Origin of the sequence: Agrobacterium sp. SORGH_AS_0440, from assembly GCF_031453135.1 — a bacterium.
In the GTDB taxonomy this organism is placed as follows: domain Bacteria; phylum Pseudomonadota; class Alphaproteobacteria; order Rhizobiales; family Rhizobiaceae; genus Agrobacterium; species Agrobacterium pusense.
This window is the reverse complement of the sequence record NZ_JAVIYR010000002.1, coordinates 2283142-2297338: the sequence shown is the minus strand read 5'-3', so window position 1 is coordinate 2297338 and position 14197 is coordinate 2283142. Positions and strand designations below refer to the sequence as shown.

The following is a 14197-nucleotide window of genomic DNA, read 5'->3' as shown; positions in this document are numbered from 1 at the left end:
GTTGCCGCGTCTTTCTTCTCCCCTGCGGGAGAAGGTGGCCCGAAGGGACGGATGAGGGGGCAACGCCAGCGATAGACCGCACCCTCGCCCCCTCATCCCGCTGCCGCGGACTTCTCCCCTCGGGGAGAAGAAGCAAGCGGCACTTGCTCCACATGGGAATGCTCCGTTCGGCTGAAAAAGCCGCGTGGATGCCACTGAACCTCTCCTTCCAGAAAGGATTTTTCGATGACCAAGGACAGCTATTTCCACAAGTCCCGCGCCGGTGCTGTCGGTGCACCGCTTTTCGTCCTGCTGCACGGCACTGGCGGTGATGAAAACCAGTTCTTCGATTTCGGCTCGCGTCTCCTGCCGCAGGCAACCATCCTCTCGCCTGTCGGTGATGTCTCCGAACACGGCGCGGCGCGGTTTTTCCGCCGCACCGGCGAGGGCGTGTACGACATGGCCGATCTTGCCCGGGCCACCGGGAAGCTTGCCGATTTCGTCAAGGCCAACCGGGAACATTATCAGGCCGGTCCGGTCATCGGCCTCGGCTTTTCCAATGGCGCAAATATTCTCGCCAATGTGCTGATCGAACAGCCCGGGCTTTTCGATGCCGCAGTGCTGATGCATCCGCTCATCCCGTTCGAGCCGAAGATTTCCCCTGCCAAAGCCACGCGCCGGGTGTTGATCACGGCGGGTGAGCGCGATCCGATCTGCCCGGTGCCGCTGACCAAGGCGCTGGAACAGAGCCTTCAGGCGCAGGGTGGAACCGTGGAGACGGTATGGCATCCGGGCGGGCATGAAATTCGCTCCAGCGAGATTGATGCCGTGCGGGAATTTCTCTCGGTTTACGGGGAGTGATGCTGTCTTCCGTCATGCCGGGCTTGACCCGGCATCCAGCCACGGCGCGTCTGTGCCGTGAAAAGAGTCTTTCGCGATCAAGGACTTGATCGCACTGGACCCCGGATCTAGTCCGGGGTGACGGGGCGCGGATGATGTGCATTCGCCCAAACTCAAGGTCATCCTCGGGTCAAGCCCGAGGATGACGGAGGAGGGATTTACTGCTCCGTCAAGTAATCCCTAGACCAGCGTCGTCCCGCCCAGCCTCAACGATACCCGCACTGCTGCAACTGCGCCTCGTAACGCAACGCCATGTTGGCGGAGCGGCGGGCAGCCTTCTGGACGGCTGAATTGTTGCGCCAGCTGCCCTTCGCATAACCGGCATGGCCGGAATAATAGGCAAGGTAGAGGTTATAGGGATCGTTCAGTGCAATGCCGTTTTCGCGGCGGCTCTTGGCGTGATACCAGCCGACGAAGTGGATGGCATCGGTGAAATCGGTGCGGCTTGCCGACCAGCGGCCGGTTTCTCGCTGGTAAACACTCCATGTGCCGTCGAGTGCCTGGGCGTAGCCATAGGCCGTCGATTGCCGTTTCCAGGGAATGAAGCCCAGCAGCTTGGTGCGCGCAGGCCGCGCATAAGGGCGGAAGGCGGATTCGGTATAGATCGTCGCCATCATGACAGGCACGGGCACGCCGAACTCTCGTTCTGCCGCTTTCGCATCACGCCGCCAATTGTTGAAGATGCCGTTGCGCTGCTCGAAAATCGCACAGGCATTGGTCACCTGCGACGGTGCGGTGGCGCAGCCGGCGAGAACGAGCATCAGGAAAACAACGGCAAATACGCCACGCATAACGGAACCCTTTCGTTCCGTTATTCTTAAATTACTAACCATTAACGTCGGGTTTTAAGACAAGGTTAATTCAAATGCCGCCGATCGGGCGGGCGTTAACCCGCTGAAAATTCCTGTGGCCGGGATGGGGCGAAACCACCTCCCGGCGCCTTTTTTCAGAATGCGTCATCCCCGCGCGTCCCCGGTGCTGCCAGCCAGACTATACTTTGCCCAGACCGGTCATCAGGCGTGCGCGCGGCGCAGGATGGGCGGGGCAGGCGGCCTAAACCGGGGAGTTTCCCGATGTCACGGTCAGGGCGGCCGGCATATGCCCATCCTCCAAACAGGAACCGGTTTGGCGGGCGGGTCATGTGTTTGAAGCAGGGGCTGCATCGTTTGCAAAACCCTCTACCACCCTTTGATACCCCCGCAGCGATGCGGCCTCTTTTTCTCTTCCCGACGTTGCCGCGGAATCCGCGGCGACGATACCGGCGCATGTTCATAAATCGTGCCCGCTGTACAAAAATGAAAACCGGTAAAATTGTAGCAATCGGCTTAAAGCGGCTGAAAACAGTGTTGTGCCATTGTGGGATCACAGACAGAGAACGTCCCTTGAAAGAGATGCTTCACCACTAAATCGAGACCGGCACAAGCCGGCGGATCGCAAAACGGGGTATGAAAATGCTGAAGAAGATTATTGCTGCCGCCATCTGCGGAATTGCCGTTGCTTCCATGTCCAACCATGCCGACGCGGCTGGCGCTGCCGGTTTTGCCCGCGGTTTTGCCGCCGTCGAGAGGTCCGCCGTTACGCAGATTGGTGTTTCCGCACCTGATGGTTTCGATGGCTGCGTCCTTTCCGCAGGTCAATGCGTTTCGACCATCGCGGCGCCGCTGACGGCCGAGCGCCGTGAGGAACTGTTGCGCGTCAACCGCGATGTGAACACCACCATGGGCGCGCTCGACGATTATTTTTCCGGTCTCGCAACCGATCTTCCGGCAACGCCTTCTGCAAACCTTGGAGATTGCGGTGACTGCGCCGCGATCAAGCGCGCCGCCCTGGCCGGCGCTGGCTGGTCTTCCAGTGCGTTGCGCCTTGCCTTTTCGCTGAACAATGATGGATCGCTCGAAAAAGTGCTCATCGTCACCACCGATAAGGGCGATATCGTCCTTGGCAATGCCGCCCTTTCTCCGGTCGAGCGCGAAACCGCGCTTTAAATCCATCCTTTCATGCCTGCCAGACTGCGCCGGTTTTCTGACCCTGTGGGTTCAGGAAGCCGGCGATTTTTTTCGTTCCGCCACGGCAATGCCGGCCAGCGCCATGATGAGTGCTGCGATCTGGTAGGTGTGCAGGGTTTCACTGAGCACGACGACCGACAGCAACGTGCCGAAAACCGGCACCAGATTGATGAACAGGCCGGCGCGATTGGCGCCGATCTGTTCCACGCCCTTGATGTAAAGGATCTGTGCGATGAGCGACGCAAAAATGGCGGCATAGACCACCAGCACCCAGCCCTTCTGATCCGGCCAGACGACGCTGTCGCGCGACATTTCCCAGAAGACCAGCGGTACAGACGTGAGCAGTGCGAAAAAGGCGGGGATGGCCATCAGCGTCCGCCAGTCGACCGTGGGTTTCCAGCGCAGGATGACGGTGTAGATGGCATAAACCAGCACGGCGAGCAGCATGACGGCGTCGCCGACATTCATTTCCAGTTGCAGCAGCGAGACCGGATCGCCATGCGAGGCGAGCAGCGCCACGCCTGCAATGGTCAGGCAGAAACCGGCGATCTGGCCGAGCAGCACCCGGGTACGGAACAGGATGAAGTTCAGAACAAAAATGACCATGGGAATGCCGGCCTGTATGACGGCGGCATTGATGGCCGAGGTGTGCTGCAGGGCCGTGTAGAGAAATACGTTGAAGGCCGTGTAACCGACGCTGCCGAGCACGAAGAAATAGGGCAGGCGTTTTTTCACCACCGGCCAGTCCTTGATCAACTGCGGCACTGAAATGGCAAAGATGATGGCGACGGCGAAGACCCAGCGCAGGAAGGTGAAGGCCATGGGGCTGATGTGGCCGACGGCGAGCTTGCCGGCAACAGTGTTGCCGCCCCAGCAGAGCGTGGCGATGATGAGGGCGATATAGGCTTTCGAAGGCACGCTGATGTTTCGCTTCTTCATAAGGGCGGGAAAACGGTGAGGGGTGAGCGGCGGCCTTGCACCCGCGCTTGGCGGCCCACGGGGCGAGATAATGCGGGAAATCCGCGGCTTGTCACGGAAAAAGCAAAATTCTCCATAAGAAACAGGGTCGCTTTCCGTAAAACAACACAGTATACATTCGCGGGTTTGGGTTTCCCATCGGGTTATCGGGCGTGCAAGCGCCATGAGCAGGAAAGCAAGAAATGACGAATGTTGTGGTGGTCGGCTCGCAATGGGGCGACGAAGGCAAAGGCAAGATTGTTGACTGGCTGTCCGAGCGGGCAGATGTCGTCGTGCGGTACCAGGGCGGTCACAATGCCGGCCACACGCTTGTCATTGATGGTGTCAGCTACAAGCTTTCGCTTCTGCCGTCCGGCGTCGTGCGTCCCGGAAAGCTCGCCGTCATCGGCAATGGTGTCGTCGTCGACCCGCATGCGCTGATCGCCGAAATCGGCCGTCTGGAAGCGCAGGGCGTCAAGGTTACCCCGGAAAACCTGCGTATCGCCGACAATGCCACGCTCATTCTGTCGCTGCACCGTGAACTGGACGGCATGCGCGAAGACGCCGCCTCCAACAGCGGCACCAAGATCGGCACCACACGCCGTGGCATCGGCCCGGCTTACGAAGACAAGGTTGGCCGCCGCGCTATCCGCGTTATGGATCTCGCCGACATGGAGGCGCTTTCCGCCAAGGTCGATCGTATCCTCACGCACCACAACGCGCTTCGTCGCGGTTTCGGTGCGGCCGAAGTCTCGCATGAAACGATCATGGAAGAGCTGGGCTCGATTGCCGAGCGCATCCTGCCGTTCAGCGAAACCGTGTGGCTGCTGCTCGACAAGAAGCGCCGCGCCGGTGCCCGCATCCTGTTTGAAGGCGCGCAGGGTTCGCTGCTCGATATCGACCACGGCACCTATCCCTATGTGACCTCTTCCAACACGGTTGCCGGCCAGGCCGCTGCCGGTTCGGGCATGGGTCCTGGTTCGCTGGGTTATATCCTCGGCATCACCAAGGCTTACACGACGCGCGTTGGTGAAGGCCCGTTCCCGACCGAGCTCAACGACGAAATCGGTCAGTTCCTGGGTGAAAAGGGTCATGAATTCGGCACCGTCACCGGCCGCAAGCGCCGTTGCGGCTGGTTCGATGCCGCGCTGGTGCGCCAGTCGGTCGCCACCAACGGCATTACCGGCATTGCGCTGACCAAGCTCGACGTTCTCGACGGTCTGGATGAGCTGAAAATCTGCGTCGGCTACAAGCTTGACGGGCAGGAAATCGATCATCTTCCGGCCAGCCAGGGCGCGCAGGCGCGTGTGGAGCCGATCTACATCACGCTGGAAGGCTGGAAAGAATCTACCGTCGGTGCCCGAAAATGGGCGGATTTGCCTGCTCAGGCAATCAAATACGTCCGGCAGGTGGAGGAACTGATCGGGGCGCCGGTTGCGCTTCTGTCGACAAGTCCCGAGCGTGACGACACCATACTTGTGACTGATCCGTTTGAGGATTAATGTCCTCGGCGATCTAGATTCATAAACCATATCGGGCCGGTACGTCGCCGGTCACGACGAGAAAGTGCTTATGGCGGATTTTGTAGCAGTCATTCGCAAGGCCGTGGATGGCTTGGCGAACAATACTCCCGAAAACCGGGCGAAGGTTTACGACAAGGCGCGCAGTGCGGTTGTGCGCCAGCTCGAGAATATGAAGCCACGGCCGCCGGAAGAATTGTTGCGCCGGCAGATCGCCAAGCTGGACGCCGCCATTGCCGAGGTGGACAGCGAATATGCCGAGGCGCTTCCGGCGCTGGAGGAGGATGACGCGTTCTCCCCCGTCGCGGAAGACGCGGCTGCGCCTTACCACCAGCACGAAATCGAAGAAGACGACCGCGCGGCGCATGCCGCCGAGCCTGTTACGCACGAAGAGCAGGAGCAGGTTTATGAAGAGCCCGCCCCCGTCGAGGCCGACGAGCGCGAGCCGGTCTACGAAGAGCAGGCCACCGAAGAAGAACCCGGCCGTGAAACGCCCGTAGCCGAGCGGGATGAGCAGGTTTACGCTGAGCCACACGAAGAGCCGCGCGTGGAACAGCATGGCGAAGCCGAGCCGGAAGAGCTTTATGAGGCGCCCACGCCCGTGGCGCCGGTATCGCCCGTCGCTTCCGACGAGGTGCATCAAACCTATTTCACCCGTGCGGAGGAAGAGCCGGCCTATCGTTCGGCCGACGAGCATGATCGTGAATTCGAAACCGCACCGCTCGCAGAGGATGCGTCCGTTCCGGCCCACTGGGCGCAGCCGGTGGATGAAGATGACTGGCGCAAGCTGGATGAGGCGCGGGACGAGGACCTGCGCGCGGCGGACGATTATGCCGACAGGCGCGCCGAGGCGGATGAGCATCCGCTCGTTGCCGATTATCCCGCGCATCATTATCAGGAACCGGAAGTGACGCTGGATCCCGAAAGGCGGGACGATGCGGATCAGCGGTTCGGCCAGACTCCAGCTCTTCGGCGCCCGCGACGAGTTTTCCGAGCAGCGGCAGAGCGAGGAGGCCGCTCCGAAAAAGGCCGTCGTGGAAGATTTCTCGTCCTATTTTCAGGATGCGGATATCGCCATTCCCGCCAAAGACGCCCCCGTCCTGCCGCGTGCCGATAACGATCCCTTCGGCGATCAGGCGCAGGCGAAGGACAACAGGGAGCGTACGCCCTGGGATGATCTGGACGAGCTGATCGGTTACGACGGCGCATCGTCCGCAACCCGCCAGTCTTCGGATGAAACGCCCGGCCTCGGCGCGGCTGCGGCAACGCCTGCCTACATGGTCAAGAAGAAGCCGCGCCGCAACTATGCCTCCGTGGTGCTGGCACTTGTGGGCGTGGCGCTGCTTGCCGGCGGTGGTTATGCCTTCTGGCTGAACCGCGATGCGCTGAACGACATGGTCGGCGGGCTGGTCAATTCTGCCCAGAACGGTGGTACCCAGACATCTTCGCCGGAGACGGCGCAGACGCAGCCCGCCACGCCGCCCGCAACCCAGCAGCCGCCTGCGACTGGCCAGCAGCAACCGACGGCCACACCAAACAACCACCCGAACCAGTCGCATGGCGATGATGGTTCGGTTACCGGCACAAAGTTCACCCAGCGGCTTCTGGCCGATGGCACCGAGCGTGACGAGGGCCAGGCGCCGGGCGCGAACGGCCAGCCCGTCACGGCGGAAGGTCAGTCGGTCTACGAGCAGAATGTTGCGCCTCCGCCGGCAGGCGAAAGCCCGGCTGGCAATACAGGTGCACCTGCCGGCACACCGACTGGCGCACCTGCCGGCCAGCAACCTGCCGCCGCGGCTTCCGGCGACCGCATGTTCCTTTATGAGGAAGTGCTGGGCCAGACGGTTCCGACCGCCATTCAGGGCAGCGTGTCCTGGTCGCTGCAGCAGGAAAATGATGCCGAAGGCAAGCCTTCGCCTACCGTGCAGGGGCAGATTACCGTTCCCGGCCGTGGCCTCAGCGCGCTGATCACCTTCAAGCGCAACACCGATCCGTCGCTGCCGGCGAGCCATCTGATCGAAATCGTCTTCTCGGTTTCGCCCGGCTTTGAGGGCGGCGCGATCGACAGCGTCCAGCGTATTGCGATGAAGAGCACCGAGCAGGATCGCGGCAACGCGCTGATCGCGGTTCCGGCCAAGATCACCGACGATTTCCACATGATCGCGCTCAACGACTTCCCGGATGCGATGAAGACCAATCTGGAGCTTCTGAAGAGCCGCAACTGGATCGATATTCCGGTGTCCTACCGCAACGGCCGTCGTGCACTGCTGACCCTGCAAAAGGGCAATGACGGCATCGCCGCTTTCGACAAGGCGCTCAGCGAATGGGCGGCATCAGCGCCGGCGACCGGCGGTCAATAAGGATTGAAAGGGCGGCTCAGGCCGCCCTTTTCGTTACATGGCTACGGCGGTGTCTTTGCTGTGTCAGGTGATGGGTTTCGGGGATGTTGGTGGGTGCGGCTCACCCCCCTCTGCCTGCCGGGCATCTCCCCCACAGGGAGGGAGATCGATATGCCGCGAGGTCTCGACCAACTCAACGGCCGAGGATGAAGCGGCGGTAGCGCGTCTTGCCGATCTCCCCGCCTGTGGGGGAGATGTCCAGCAGGGCAGAGGGGGGTAGCGGCATCCTCTGAAGCATCGATATTTTTCCTACCGGTTTTCCTCCAGCACTATCGTCGGTCTCAGAGGCAGACCATTTCCTATCGCCCGCCTTTTACCAACAAAAAATCCCCGGCCGAAGGCCGAGGATGATTCATGGTCAGCGCATTGGCGTCATGAGCGGGCTGTCTTACGCATCCACCACGCGCAGGGCGCGCGCCGCTTCCAGCGCTTCCTTCTGCACCGCTTCCTGCACCTTCTCAAAGGCACGGACTTCGATCTGGCGAACGCGCTCGCGGCTGATGTCGAACTCTGAGGAGAGTTCTTCCAGCGTCACCGGCTCCTCGGCAAGTCTGCGGGCCTCGAAGATGCGGCGTTCGCGGTCGTTCAGCACGCCCATGGCTTTCGCCAGCATGCGGCGGCGGGTTTCCAGTTCGTCCTGCTCGATCAGCACGTCTTCCTGGCTGTCATGGTCGTCCACCAACCAGTCCTGCCATTGGCCGGACTCGCCTTCGGACGCCTTGATCGGCGCATTCAGCGATGCGTCGCCATGCAGGCGGCGGTTCATCGAGATGACTTCTTCTTCCGACACCTGCAGCTTCGTCGCGATTTCCTTGACATGCTCCGGCTTCAGGTCGCCATCGTCGATGGCCTGGATGCGGCCCTTCAGACGGCGCAGGTTGAAGAACAGACGCTTCTGGTTGGCAGTTGTGCCCATCTTCACCAGCGACCACGAGCGCAGGATATATTCCTGGATCGAGGCCTTTATCCACCACATGGCATAGGTGGCCAGACGGAAACCGCGTTCCGGATCGAATTTCTTCACCGCCTGCATCAGGCCGACATTGCCTTCGGAAACGACTTCGCCGATCGGCAGGCCGTAACCACGATAGCCCATGGCGATCTTGGCCACGAGACGCAGGTGGCTGGTGACGAGCTTGTGCGCGGCGTCGCGGTCGCCATGCTCGGCATAACGCTTGCCAAGCATGTACTCTTCCTGCGGCTCCAGCATCGGGAATTTGCGGATTTCGTCGAGATATCTATTGAGACCGGCTTCGCCGGCTGTAATCGTAGGCAAACTATTGCGGGCCATAAAGCACCCCCTTATCTATGGTCTGGAACGGCACCCTCTTTGATCGGCGAATAACCCGCCGGAGGCGCGCCGTAAGCTGCGGGTCGTTACCGACCCCGCACGAACCCATGTGACAGATATGTACGCTCACGCCGCGTTTCAAGCGAACGCTGCGTTCACACATGCGTTATGTCGAGGCGACCCCTTCTTTGACCTGTTTAACTTTCGAGCGGTAAATTCGTTCCGAAAAACCGCCAAGGCCGGAGCGTACCATCAACTCGTACATCACCCGTCGGCGCATCGGATTGTGCAGACGCACCACCTTCGCGCCGAGGAACTGCGTCTCGACATGGGCAAGCGCCTGCAGGTCCGGATCGATGGCAATGGCCTGCGCATAGATTGAGTGAAATTCGCGATGGCACACATAGGTCTTGTATTTCGTCATGCCGAAGCAGACGAGGCTGTGGCCGTGGGTGCGCAGGAAATCGGCGACACCCACCGTCACTTCCGGCCAGGCGGGGTTGAAGGTGTCATCGAAAACGATGATGCCGTGCGGCGCGATCACCTCCATGGCCAGTTTCGCATCGGCCAGCACGTGATGCAGGTGATGGCCACCATCAATACTGAAAAAGCGTGCCGGACCGATGCGGGACGTGATGTCGTCTGGTGTCAGCCGCGTGCTGTCACCCTTGATGATAAGGTCCCGATCCATTGTGAAACCCAGCCGGCGGCCGTTTTCCATCAGGCGTTCATACTGGTCGAGGCTGCCGTCTTGCGGCGGGTCCAGATCGAAAAGATCGACGCCCAGCACCTTTTCCTGGCTCTGCGCGAATTTGCGCAGCAGGAAATAGGAGCGACCGTAATAGACGCCGATTTCCGCGATGCCGCCACTAAGGGCGCTTTTCGTCTGCGCCTGCAGAAGTGCCTTGAAGACGAGCGCATCCGGCGGGTCGATGTAACCTTCGACGCTGCGCAGCTCCTGGAATATAAACCGGCGGTCTTTAATCGTCATGCGCACGCGATCCCGTCATCGTGCCGGCTCCGTTCAAGGCAGTTCGAACGTGCGGCGGTTCAAGGCTTTGCGAGGCAAAGGAGGTGCGAGGATTAAAGCGAAATTGGGGCGGTCTATGAAGAGGACCGTTGGCAGAATATCGCGTTCCGCTAATCTTTTTTTGTTATCCGAAGCTTCCGGCGAAATGTGCGGCGCAGTTTTTTGGAACTGCGCCAGGCGTTTTCAGGCACGCAATGCGGCGACCAAGGCTTCCATGTCTTCTGGAAGCTCGGTTTCGAACTCCATCACCTCACCAGTGCGAGGGTGTTCGAAAGCGAGCAGATAGGCATGCAGTGCCTGGCGCGGAAAGCGCCCGACGATGCCCTTTGCCGGTTCTTCCAGAAGGTTCGCCTTGGTACGGAAAGCCGCGCCATATTCGGGATCGCCGATCAGCGGGTGGCCGATATGGGCCATGTGCACGCGGATCTGGTGGGTGCGGCCCGTTTCGAGACGGCATTCCGCCATCGAGGCGAGACAGGTGGCGTCCGGCCGCTCGTGATAACGCTCGACTACCTCGTAATGGGTGATTGCCTCGCGGGCATCATCCGAATCCTCGTGCTTGACGGCGCGTTTGGTGCGGTCGACGCTGCGGCCGAGCGCTGCGTCGATGGTGCCACGCAGCGTGCGCGGGCGGCCCCAGACGATGGCCTTGTAGGCGCGTTCCAGCGGCCCGGTGCGGCCATGGTCGGCAAATTGTGCGGCCAGATGCCGGTGGGCGTTGTCGTTCTTCGCAACGACCATGACACCTGACGTTTCCTTGTCCAGCCGGTGTACGATGCCCGGGCGCTTGACGCCGCCAATGCCGGAGAGGCTGTCGCCGCAATGATGAATGAGGGCGTTGACCAGCGTTCCTGTCCAGTTGCCGGCGCCGGGATGCACGACGAGGCCGGCGGGCTTGACGAGCACGATCAGGTCTTCATCCTCATATTCCACGTTGAGGGGAATGTCCTCGCCCTTGGGTTCCGGGTCTTCCGGCTCGGGCATGACGATCTCGATACGGTCGCCGGGATGCACCTTCTTTTTCGGCTCGGTCACCGGCTTGCCGTTGAGGGAAACCGCGCCCTGTTCGATCAGCGCCTTCAGGCGGCTGCGGGAGAAGTCGCTGCCCACTTCGCCCGCCAGCCAGGAATCGAGGCGGCCTTCGGCGTCTTCCCCGGCAATCAGGACTTTCCTTGCGTCTCCGCCTTGTTTAAAGGGGTCGTTCATTCTTATTTTTCCGATCCATCAGCATTTCAGGGAACCCGATGACGCAGATCGAGCAAGACGAACAGGAAGACAAGCCGCTTGATCCGGCCATGGAAAAAGTTCGCCGCAAGATGATCCGTTTGCAGATCGTGTCGGGCTCCGTGATGTTTATCAGCCTTATGGCTGTCTTCGGTGCGGTTGTCTACAAGGCGATGGGGCCGTCGAAGGCCGTTCAGACACAGACGGAAGCGCCGAACCTCGCCGTTCCCACTGGTAGTGGCCCGATGGCCGTCACCGCCAGCCTGCCGCAGGGCTTCACGATCGACAATGTCAGCTATTCCGGCGGTGACATGCTGTTTTACGGCCGGCTGGCCAACGGCACCCGCAAGGCGCTGGTCTTCAACGTCGCCAGCGGCCGGTTCCTGGCCGACGTGACTGTTGATGGTCAGTGAGGTCAATAACCTGCTGGATGGCCGGGCGCTGATCTCGATCGACGACCCGGCCGATCCGCGCATTGCCGCCTTTCGCGATATTCGCGAGCGTGATCTCACCGGCCGGCAGGGGCGTTTCATCGCCGAAGGTACGGTGGTGCTGCGCATGCTGGCCGCCGCCCACAAGGCGGGTGGGGCCTTTGCTGCGGAGAGCATCCTGATCCTGCGCAACCGGCTTTCCGGCGTTGCGGATATTCTTTCCGATTTCCCCGAAGATGTGCCCGTTTATGTGGCCGAAGCGCCGGTACTGGATGGTATCGTCGGTTTCCATCTGCATCGCGGCATTCTGGCGCTCGGGCGGCGGGTGCGCGATGACGGCCTGGAAGAGATGACGGCAGCACTTCCCGCGTCCTCCCTGGTGCTCGTTGGCTGCGGCATTTCCAACCACGATAATCTCGGCGCGATGTTTCGCAACGCCGCAGCCTTTTATGCCGATGCGGTGCTGCTGGACGAGACGTGCTGCGACCCGCTCTATCGCAAGGCGCTGCGGGTTTCCGTGGGGTCGGTGCTGTCGGTTCCCTATCATCGCGGCGGCGGGGCAGTGGAGATGCTGGAGCGGCTCGCGGCAGCCGGTTTTGCGATCTGGAGCCTTTCACCCGGTGGCGAGACCGAAATCCGCGATATTCCCCGCGCTGAACGCATGGCGCTCGTCATCGGCACGGAAGGCGAGGGGTTGCCGCAATCGGTGCTGTCGCGGTTTCATACGGCGCGGATTGCGCAGTCGCCGCAGCTGGATAGCTTGAATGCGGGGACGGCTTCGGGGCTGGCGCTTTATCAGATGGCGGGGGTGATCGGGCGGGTGTGAGGAGTGCTTAACGCCATCTTTGCGGATGAAGTTTACGCTTGCCTTGGTGGGTGGGGTTTACCCCCCTCTGTCCTGCCGGACATCTCCCCCACAAGGAGGGAGATCGGCAAGATGCGCTATCGCCACTTCATTCTCTAACGTTGATATCGGCAAAACCTTGCCGCATATCGATCTCCCCACCTGTGGGGGAGATGCCCGGCAGGGCAGAGGGGGGTGAAGCGGCATACACAGAGTACCTAACGCTTCCGCTTCTCCATCACCACCTTCGCCCGCTTCGCAAGGCTCTCCCGCCCCGATGAACCAGACGCCTTGGCCAGCAGCCCCGGAATAGGCGATGCCTCACCCTCCTGCGCGGCTGTCAGCGCGATCATCTCGGCGGCGATCCTCGCGATTTCGCGGCGGATGGGCTCGTCATTGCCGGTACCACGCACATTCAACAGGCGCTCGGTGAGCGCTGTGCCCTGATTGCGGATATCCTCGATTTCCTGTTCCGAACCTTCCGGTGCCAATGCGCCCGGCTGTGCGCTCGGCTCCTCCGGCGGGGAGGCGGGGGTGGCATCCTCTGGGGCTGCCGTCTGTTGTGCGTCCTTCTCGATGGCGGGCGCGGTTTCGAGCGTGGCGGCAGGGGTCGGCGCTGCGGCTTGCTGCCGCTCGACCGGCTTTTCGGCGGGAACAGCGGGGTTCGGCAGGCGGATGATCATGTCGTTGCTGCGGCCGCCGGTTGCGGCCAACTGTTCCTTGAGGCGCGCGACCTCCTGGTTGCGCAGGGTCAGCATCGTGTCGAGGTCGGCGTTTTTGGCAATGGTGCTGGCCAGTTGCTCCTCAAGCCTCGTTACCTTGCGGCTTTCGCGCGCCACGGCTTCCATCGCTTCCCGGTTGCGGCTGGCGATATCCTGAAGCTCGCGGGTGACGGTCTCGCCTTCCTTTCGGAAGCGTGTGGCGCTTTGTTTGGCCTGTTCGGCTTCGAGATCGCGGGTGGCGGCGAGGATTTTCGAATCATCGAGTTCGCGCGTCAGGTTGGTGAGGCGGGCGGTGAGATCGGACATCTGGCTGGCGCGCTCATTGGCAGCCTGCTCCTGTTGCAAGAGGTTGGCCTGGATGATGCCGGCGCGCTCTTCGCTGGCGTCAAGTGCGGCGCGCAATTCGCCGATCTCCAGCGTCAACTCTTCGATCTTCAGGGAAAAGCTGCGGTTCTGCTCGCCGAGGCGATAAGCATCGCTGGAAGCGGCCTCGTTGGCGAGGCGGAGCGAGGTGTTCTTTTCCCGCTCCGTTTCCAGTTCCTGGCGGACCTTGGCGTTTTCGGCGGCGTAGAGCGCACGCGCCATGTCCTTCTGGGCGCGGACTTCCTGCGGGCTGATGGGCATTGTCGCGCGTATGCGGTTTTCCGTATAAGCGACGATGCGGCGGTGGATCGCGGGTGCGATCAACAGGGCCAGCAGGGTTGCGGTGAGAAAACCCAATCCGAAGAGAATGGCATATTCGATCACGCTTTACAGTCTCCGAAACTCAGATACGCGCGCATTCGGAAAGAGGGGCGCGAAAACACGTTACGCTATTATTGCAACCGCGGGGAGGGGTCTCCCTTTGGCAATTCGTGGGCGAGACCTCGCCGCTTGTTTCTTCTCCCCGAGGGG

11 protein-coding genes and 1 pseudogene are annotated in these 14197 nt (G+C 61.3%); 6 read left to right on the top strand and 6 right to left on the bottom strand.

Features of this window, described 5'->3' with window-relative positions:
• Window positions 1–225 precede the first annotated feature (225 nt).
• Complete coding sequence (locus QE453_RS20555; protein WP_244455453.1) at window positions 226–840, top strand: alpha/beta hydrolase; 615 nt, start codon at window positions 226–228, stop codon at window positions 838–840.
• 245 nt (window positions 841–1085) lie between these two features.
• On the opposite strand, the gene QE453_RS20550 is transcribed toward QE453_RS20555, so the two are convergent.
• Complete coding sequence (locus QE453_RS20550) at window positions 1086–1670, bottom strand: transglycosylase SLT domain-containing protein (protein ID WP_244455454.1); 585 nt, start codon at window positions 1668–1670, stop codon at window positions 1086–1088.
• Between the two features lie 660 nt (window positions 1671–2330).
• Here QE453_RS20550 and QE453_RS20545 point away from each other — a divergent pair.
• On the top strand, window positions 2331–2864 hold the full coding sequence (locus tag QE453_RS20545; protein ID WP_037091951.1) for a transglutaminase-like cysteine peptidase: 534 nt from the start codon (window positions 2331–2333) through the stop codon (window positions 2862–2864).
• A gap of 51 nt (window positions 2865–2915) precedes the next feature.
• Here QE453_RS20545 and QE453_RS20540 read toward each other — a convergent pair whose 3' ends face one another.
• Window positions 2916–3803: a DMT family transporter gene (locus QE453_RS20540; protein ID WP_072494958.1), complete on the bottom strand. Its 888-nt coding sequence runs from the start codon at window positions 3801–3803 to the stop codon at window positions 2916–2918.
• 242 nt (window positions 3804–4045) lie between these two features.
• Here QE453_RS20540 and QE453_RS20535 point away from each other — a divergent pair, with 242 nt between their 5' ends.
• Window positions 4046–5344 carry an adenylosuccinate synthase gene (locus QE453_RS20535; RefSeq protein WP_004443399.1) on the top strand — a complete coding sequence of 433 codons (1299 nt, stop codon included), beginning with the start codon at window positions 4046–4048 and terminating at the stop codon, window positions 5342–5344.
• Window positions 5345–5414: 70 nt separating this feature from the next.
• Window positions 5415–7722: pseudogene (locus QE453_RS20530) on the top strand (hypothetical protein).
• Between the two features lie 427 nt (window positions 7723–8149).
• Here the strand turns inward: QE453_RS20530 and rpoH are convergent.
• From rpoH to QE453_RS20515, 3 genes are all read right to left on the bottom strand, one after another.
• On the bottom strand, window positions 8150–9052 hold the full coding sequence (gene rpoH / locus QE453_RS20525; RefSeq protein ID WP_004443393.1) for an RNA polymerase sigma factor RpoH: 903 nt from the start codon (window positions 9050–9052) through the stop codon (window positions 8150–8152).
• Between the two features lie 166 nt (window positions 9053–9218).
• The gene (locus QE453_RS20520) at window positions 9219–10043 is read right to left on the bottom strand and encodes a class I SAM-dependent methyltransferase (protein WP_022556821.1); all 825 of its coding nucleotides are present in this window, start codon (window positions 10041–10043) and stop codon (window positions 9219–9221) included.
• A gap of 222 nt (window positions 10044–10265) precedes the next feature.
• Entirely contained in the window at window positions 10266–11288 is a 1023-nt protein-coding gene (locus QE453_RS20515) for an RluA family pseudouridine synthase (RefSeq protein ID WP_309777867.1), read from the bottom strand.
• A gap of 38 nt (window positions 11289–11326) precedes the next feature.
• Here QE453_RS20515 and QE453_RS20510 point away from each other — a divergent pair, with 38 nt between their 5' ends.
• Both QE453_RS20510 and QE453_RS20505 read left to right on the top strand, forming a co-directional pair.
• Window positions 11327–11719: a hypothetical protein gene (locus QE453_RS20510; RefSeq protein ID WP_004443384.1), complete on the top strand. Its 393-nt coding sequence runs from the start codon at window positions 11327–11329 to the stop codon at window positions 11717–11719.
• The gene (locus QE453_RS20505) at window positions 11709–12563 is read left to right on the top strand and encodes an RNA methyltransferase (protein ID WP_309777865.1); all 855 of its coding nucleotides are present in this window, start codon (window positions 11709–11711) and stop codon (window positions 12561–12563) included. Before QE453_RS20510 ends, QE453_RS20505 begins: the two co-directional genes overlap by 11 nt.
• A 236-nt stretch (window positions 12564–12799) precedes the next feature.
• On the opposite strand, the gene QE453_RS20500 is transcribed toward QE453_RS20505, so the two are convergent.
• Window positions 12800–14050, bottom strand: a complete 1251-nt coding sequence (locus QE453_RS20500; protein WP_309777863.1) for a hypothetical protein — start codon at window positions 14048–14050, stop codon at window positions 12800–12802.
• Window positions 14051–14197 lie beyond the last annotated feature (147 nt).

What these genes read in the sequence shown, in the direction of transcription:
- QE453_RS20510 (WP_004443384.1), top strand. Translation starts at nt 11,327, where the DNA reads ATGACGCAGATCGAGCAAGACGAACAGGAAGACAAGCCGCTTGATCCG.
- QE453_RS20535 (WP_004443399.1), top strand. Translation starts at nt 4,046, where the DNA reads ATGACGAATGTTGTGGTGGTCGGCTCGCAATGGGGCGACGAAGGCAAA.
- QE453_RS20520 (WP_022556821.1), bottom strand. Translation starts at nt 10,043, where the DNA reads ATGACGATTAAAGACCGCCGGTTTATATTCCAGGAGCTGCGCAGCGTC.
- QE453_RS20505 (WP_309777865.1), top strand. Translation starts at nt 11,709, where the DNA reads ATGGTCAGTGAGGTCAATAACCTGCTGGATGGCCGGGCGCTGATCTCG.
- QE453_RS20555 (WP_244455453.1), top strand. Translation starts at nt 226, where the DNA reads ATGACCAAGGACAGCTATTTCCACAAGTCCCGCGCCGGTGCTGTCGGT.
- QE453_RS20515 (WP_309777867.1), bottom strand. Translation starts at nt 11,288, where the DNA reads ATGAACGACCCCTTTAAACAAGGCGGAGACGCAAGGAAAGTCCTGATT.
- rpoH (WP_004443393.1), bottom strand. Translation starts at nt 9,052, where the DNA reads ATGGCCCGCAATAGTTTGCCTACGATTACAGCCGGCGAAGCCGGTCTC.
- QE453_RS20550 (WP_244455454.1), bottom strand. Translation starts at nt 1,670, where the DNA reads ATGCGTGGCGTATTTGCCGTTGTTTTCCTGATGCTCGTTCTCGCCGGC.
- QE453_RS20545 (WP_037091951.1), top strand. Translation starts at nt 2,331, where the DNA reads ATGCTGAAGAAGATTATTGCTGCCGCCATCTGCGGAATTGCCGTTGCT.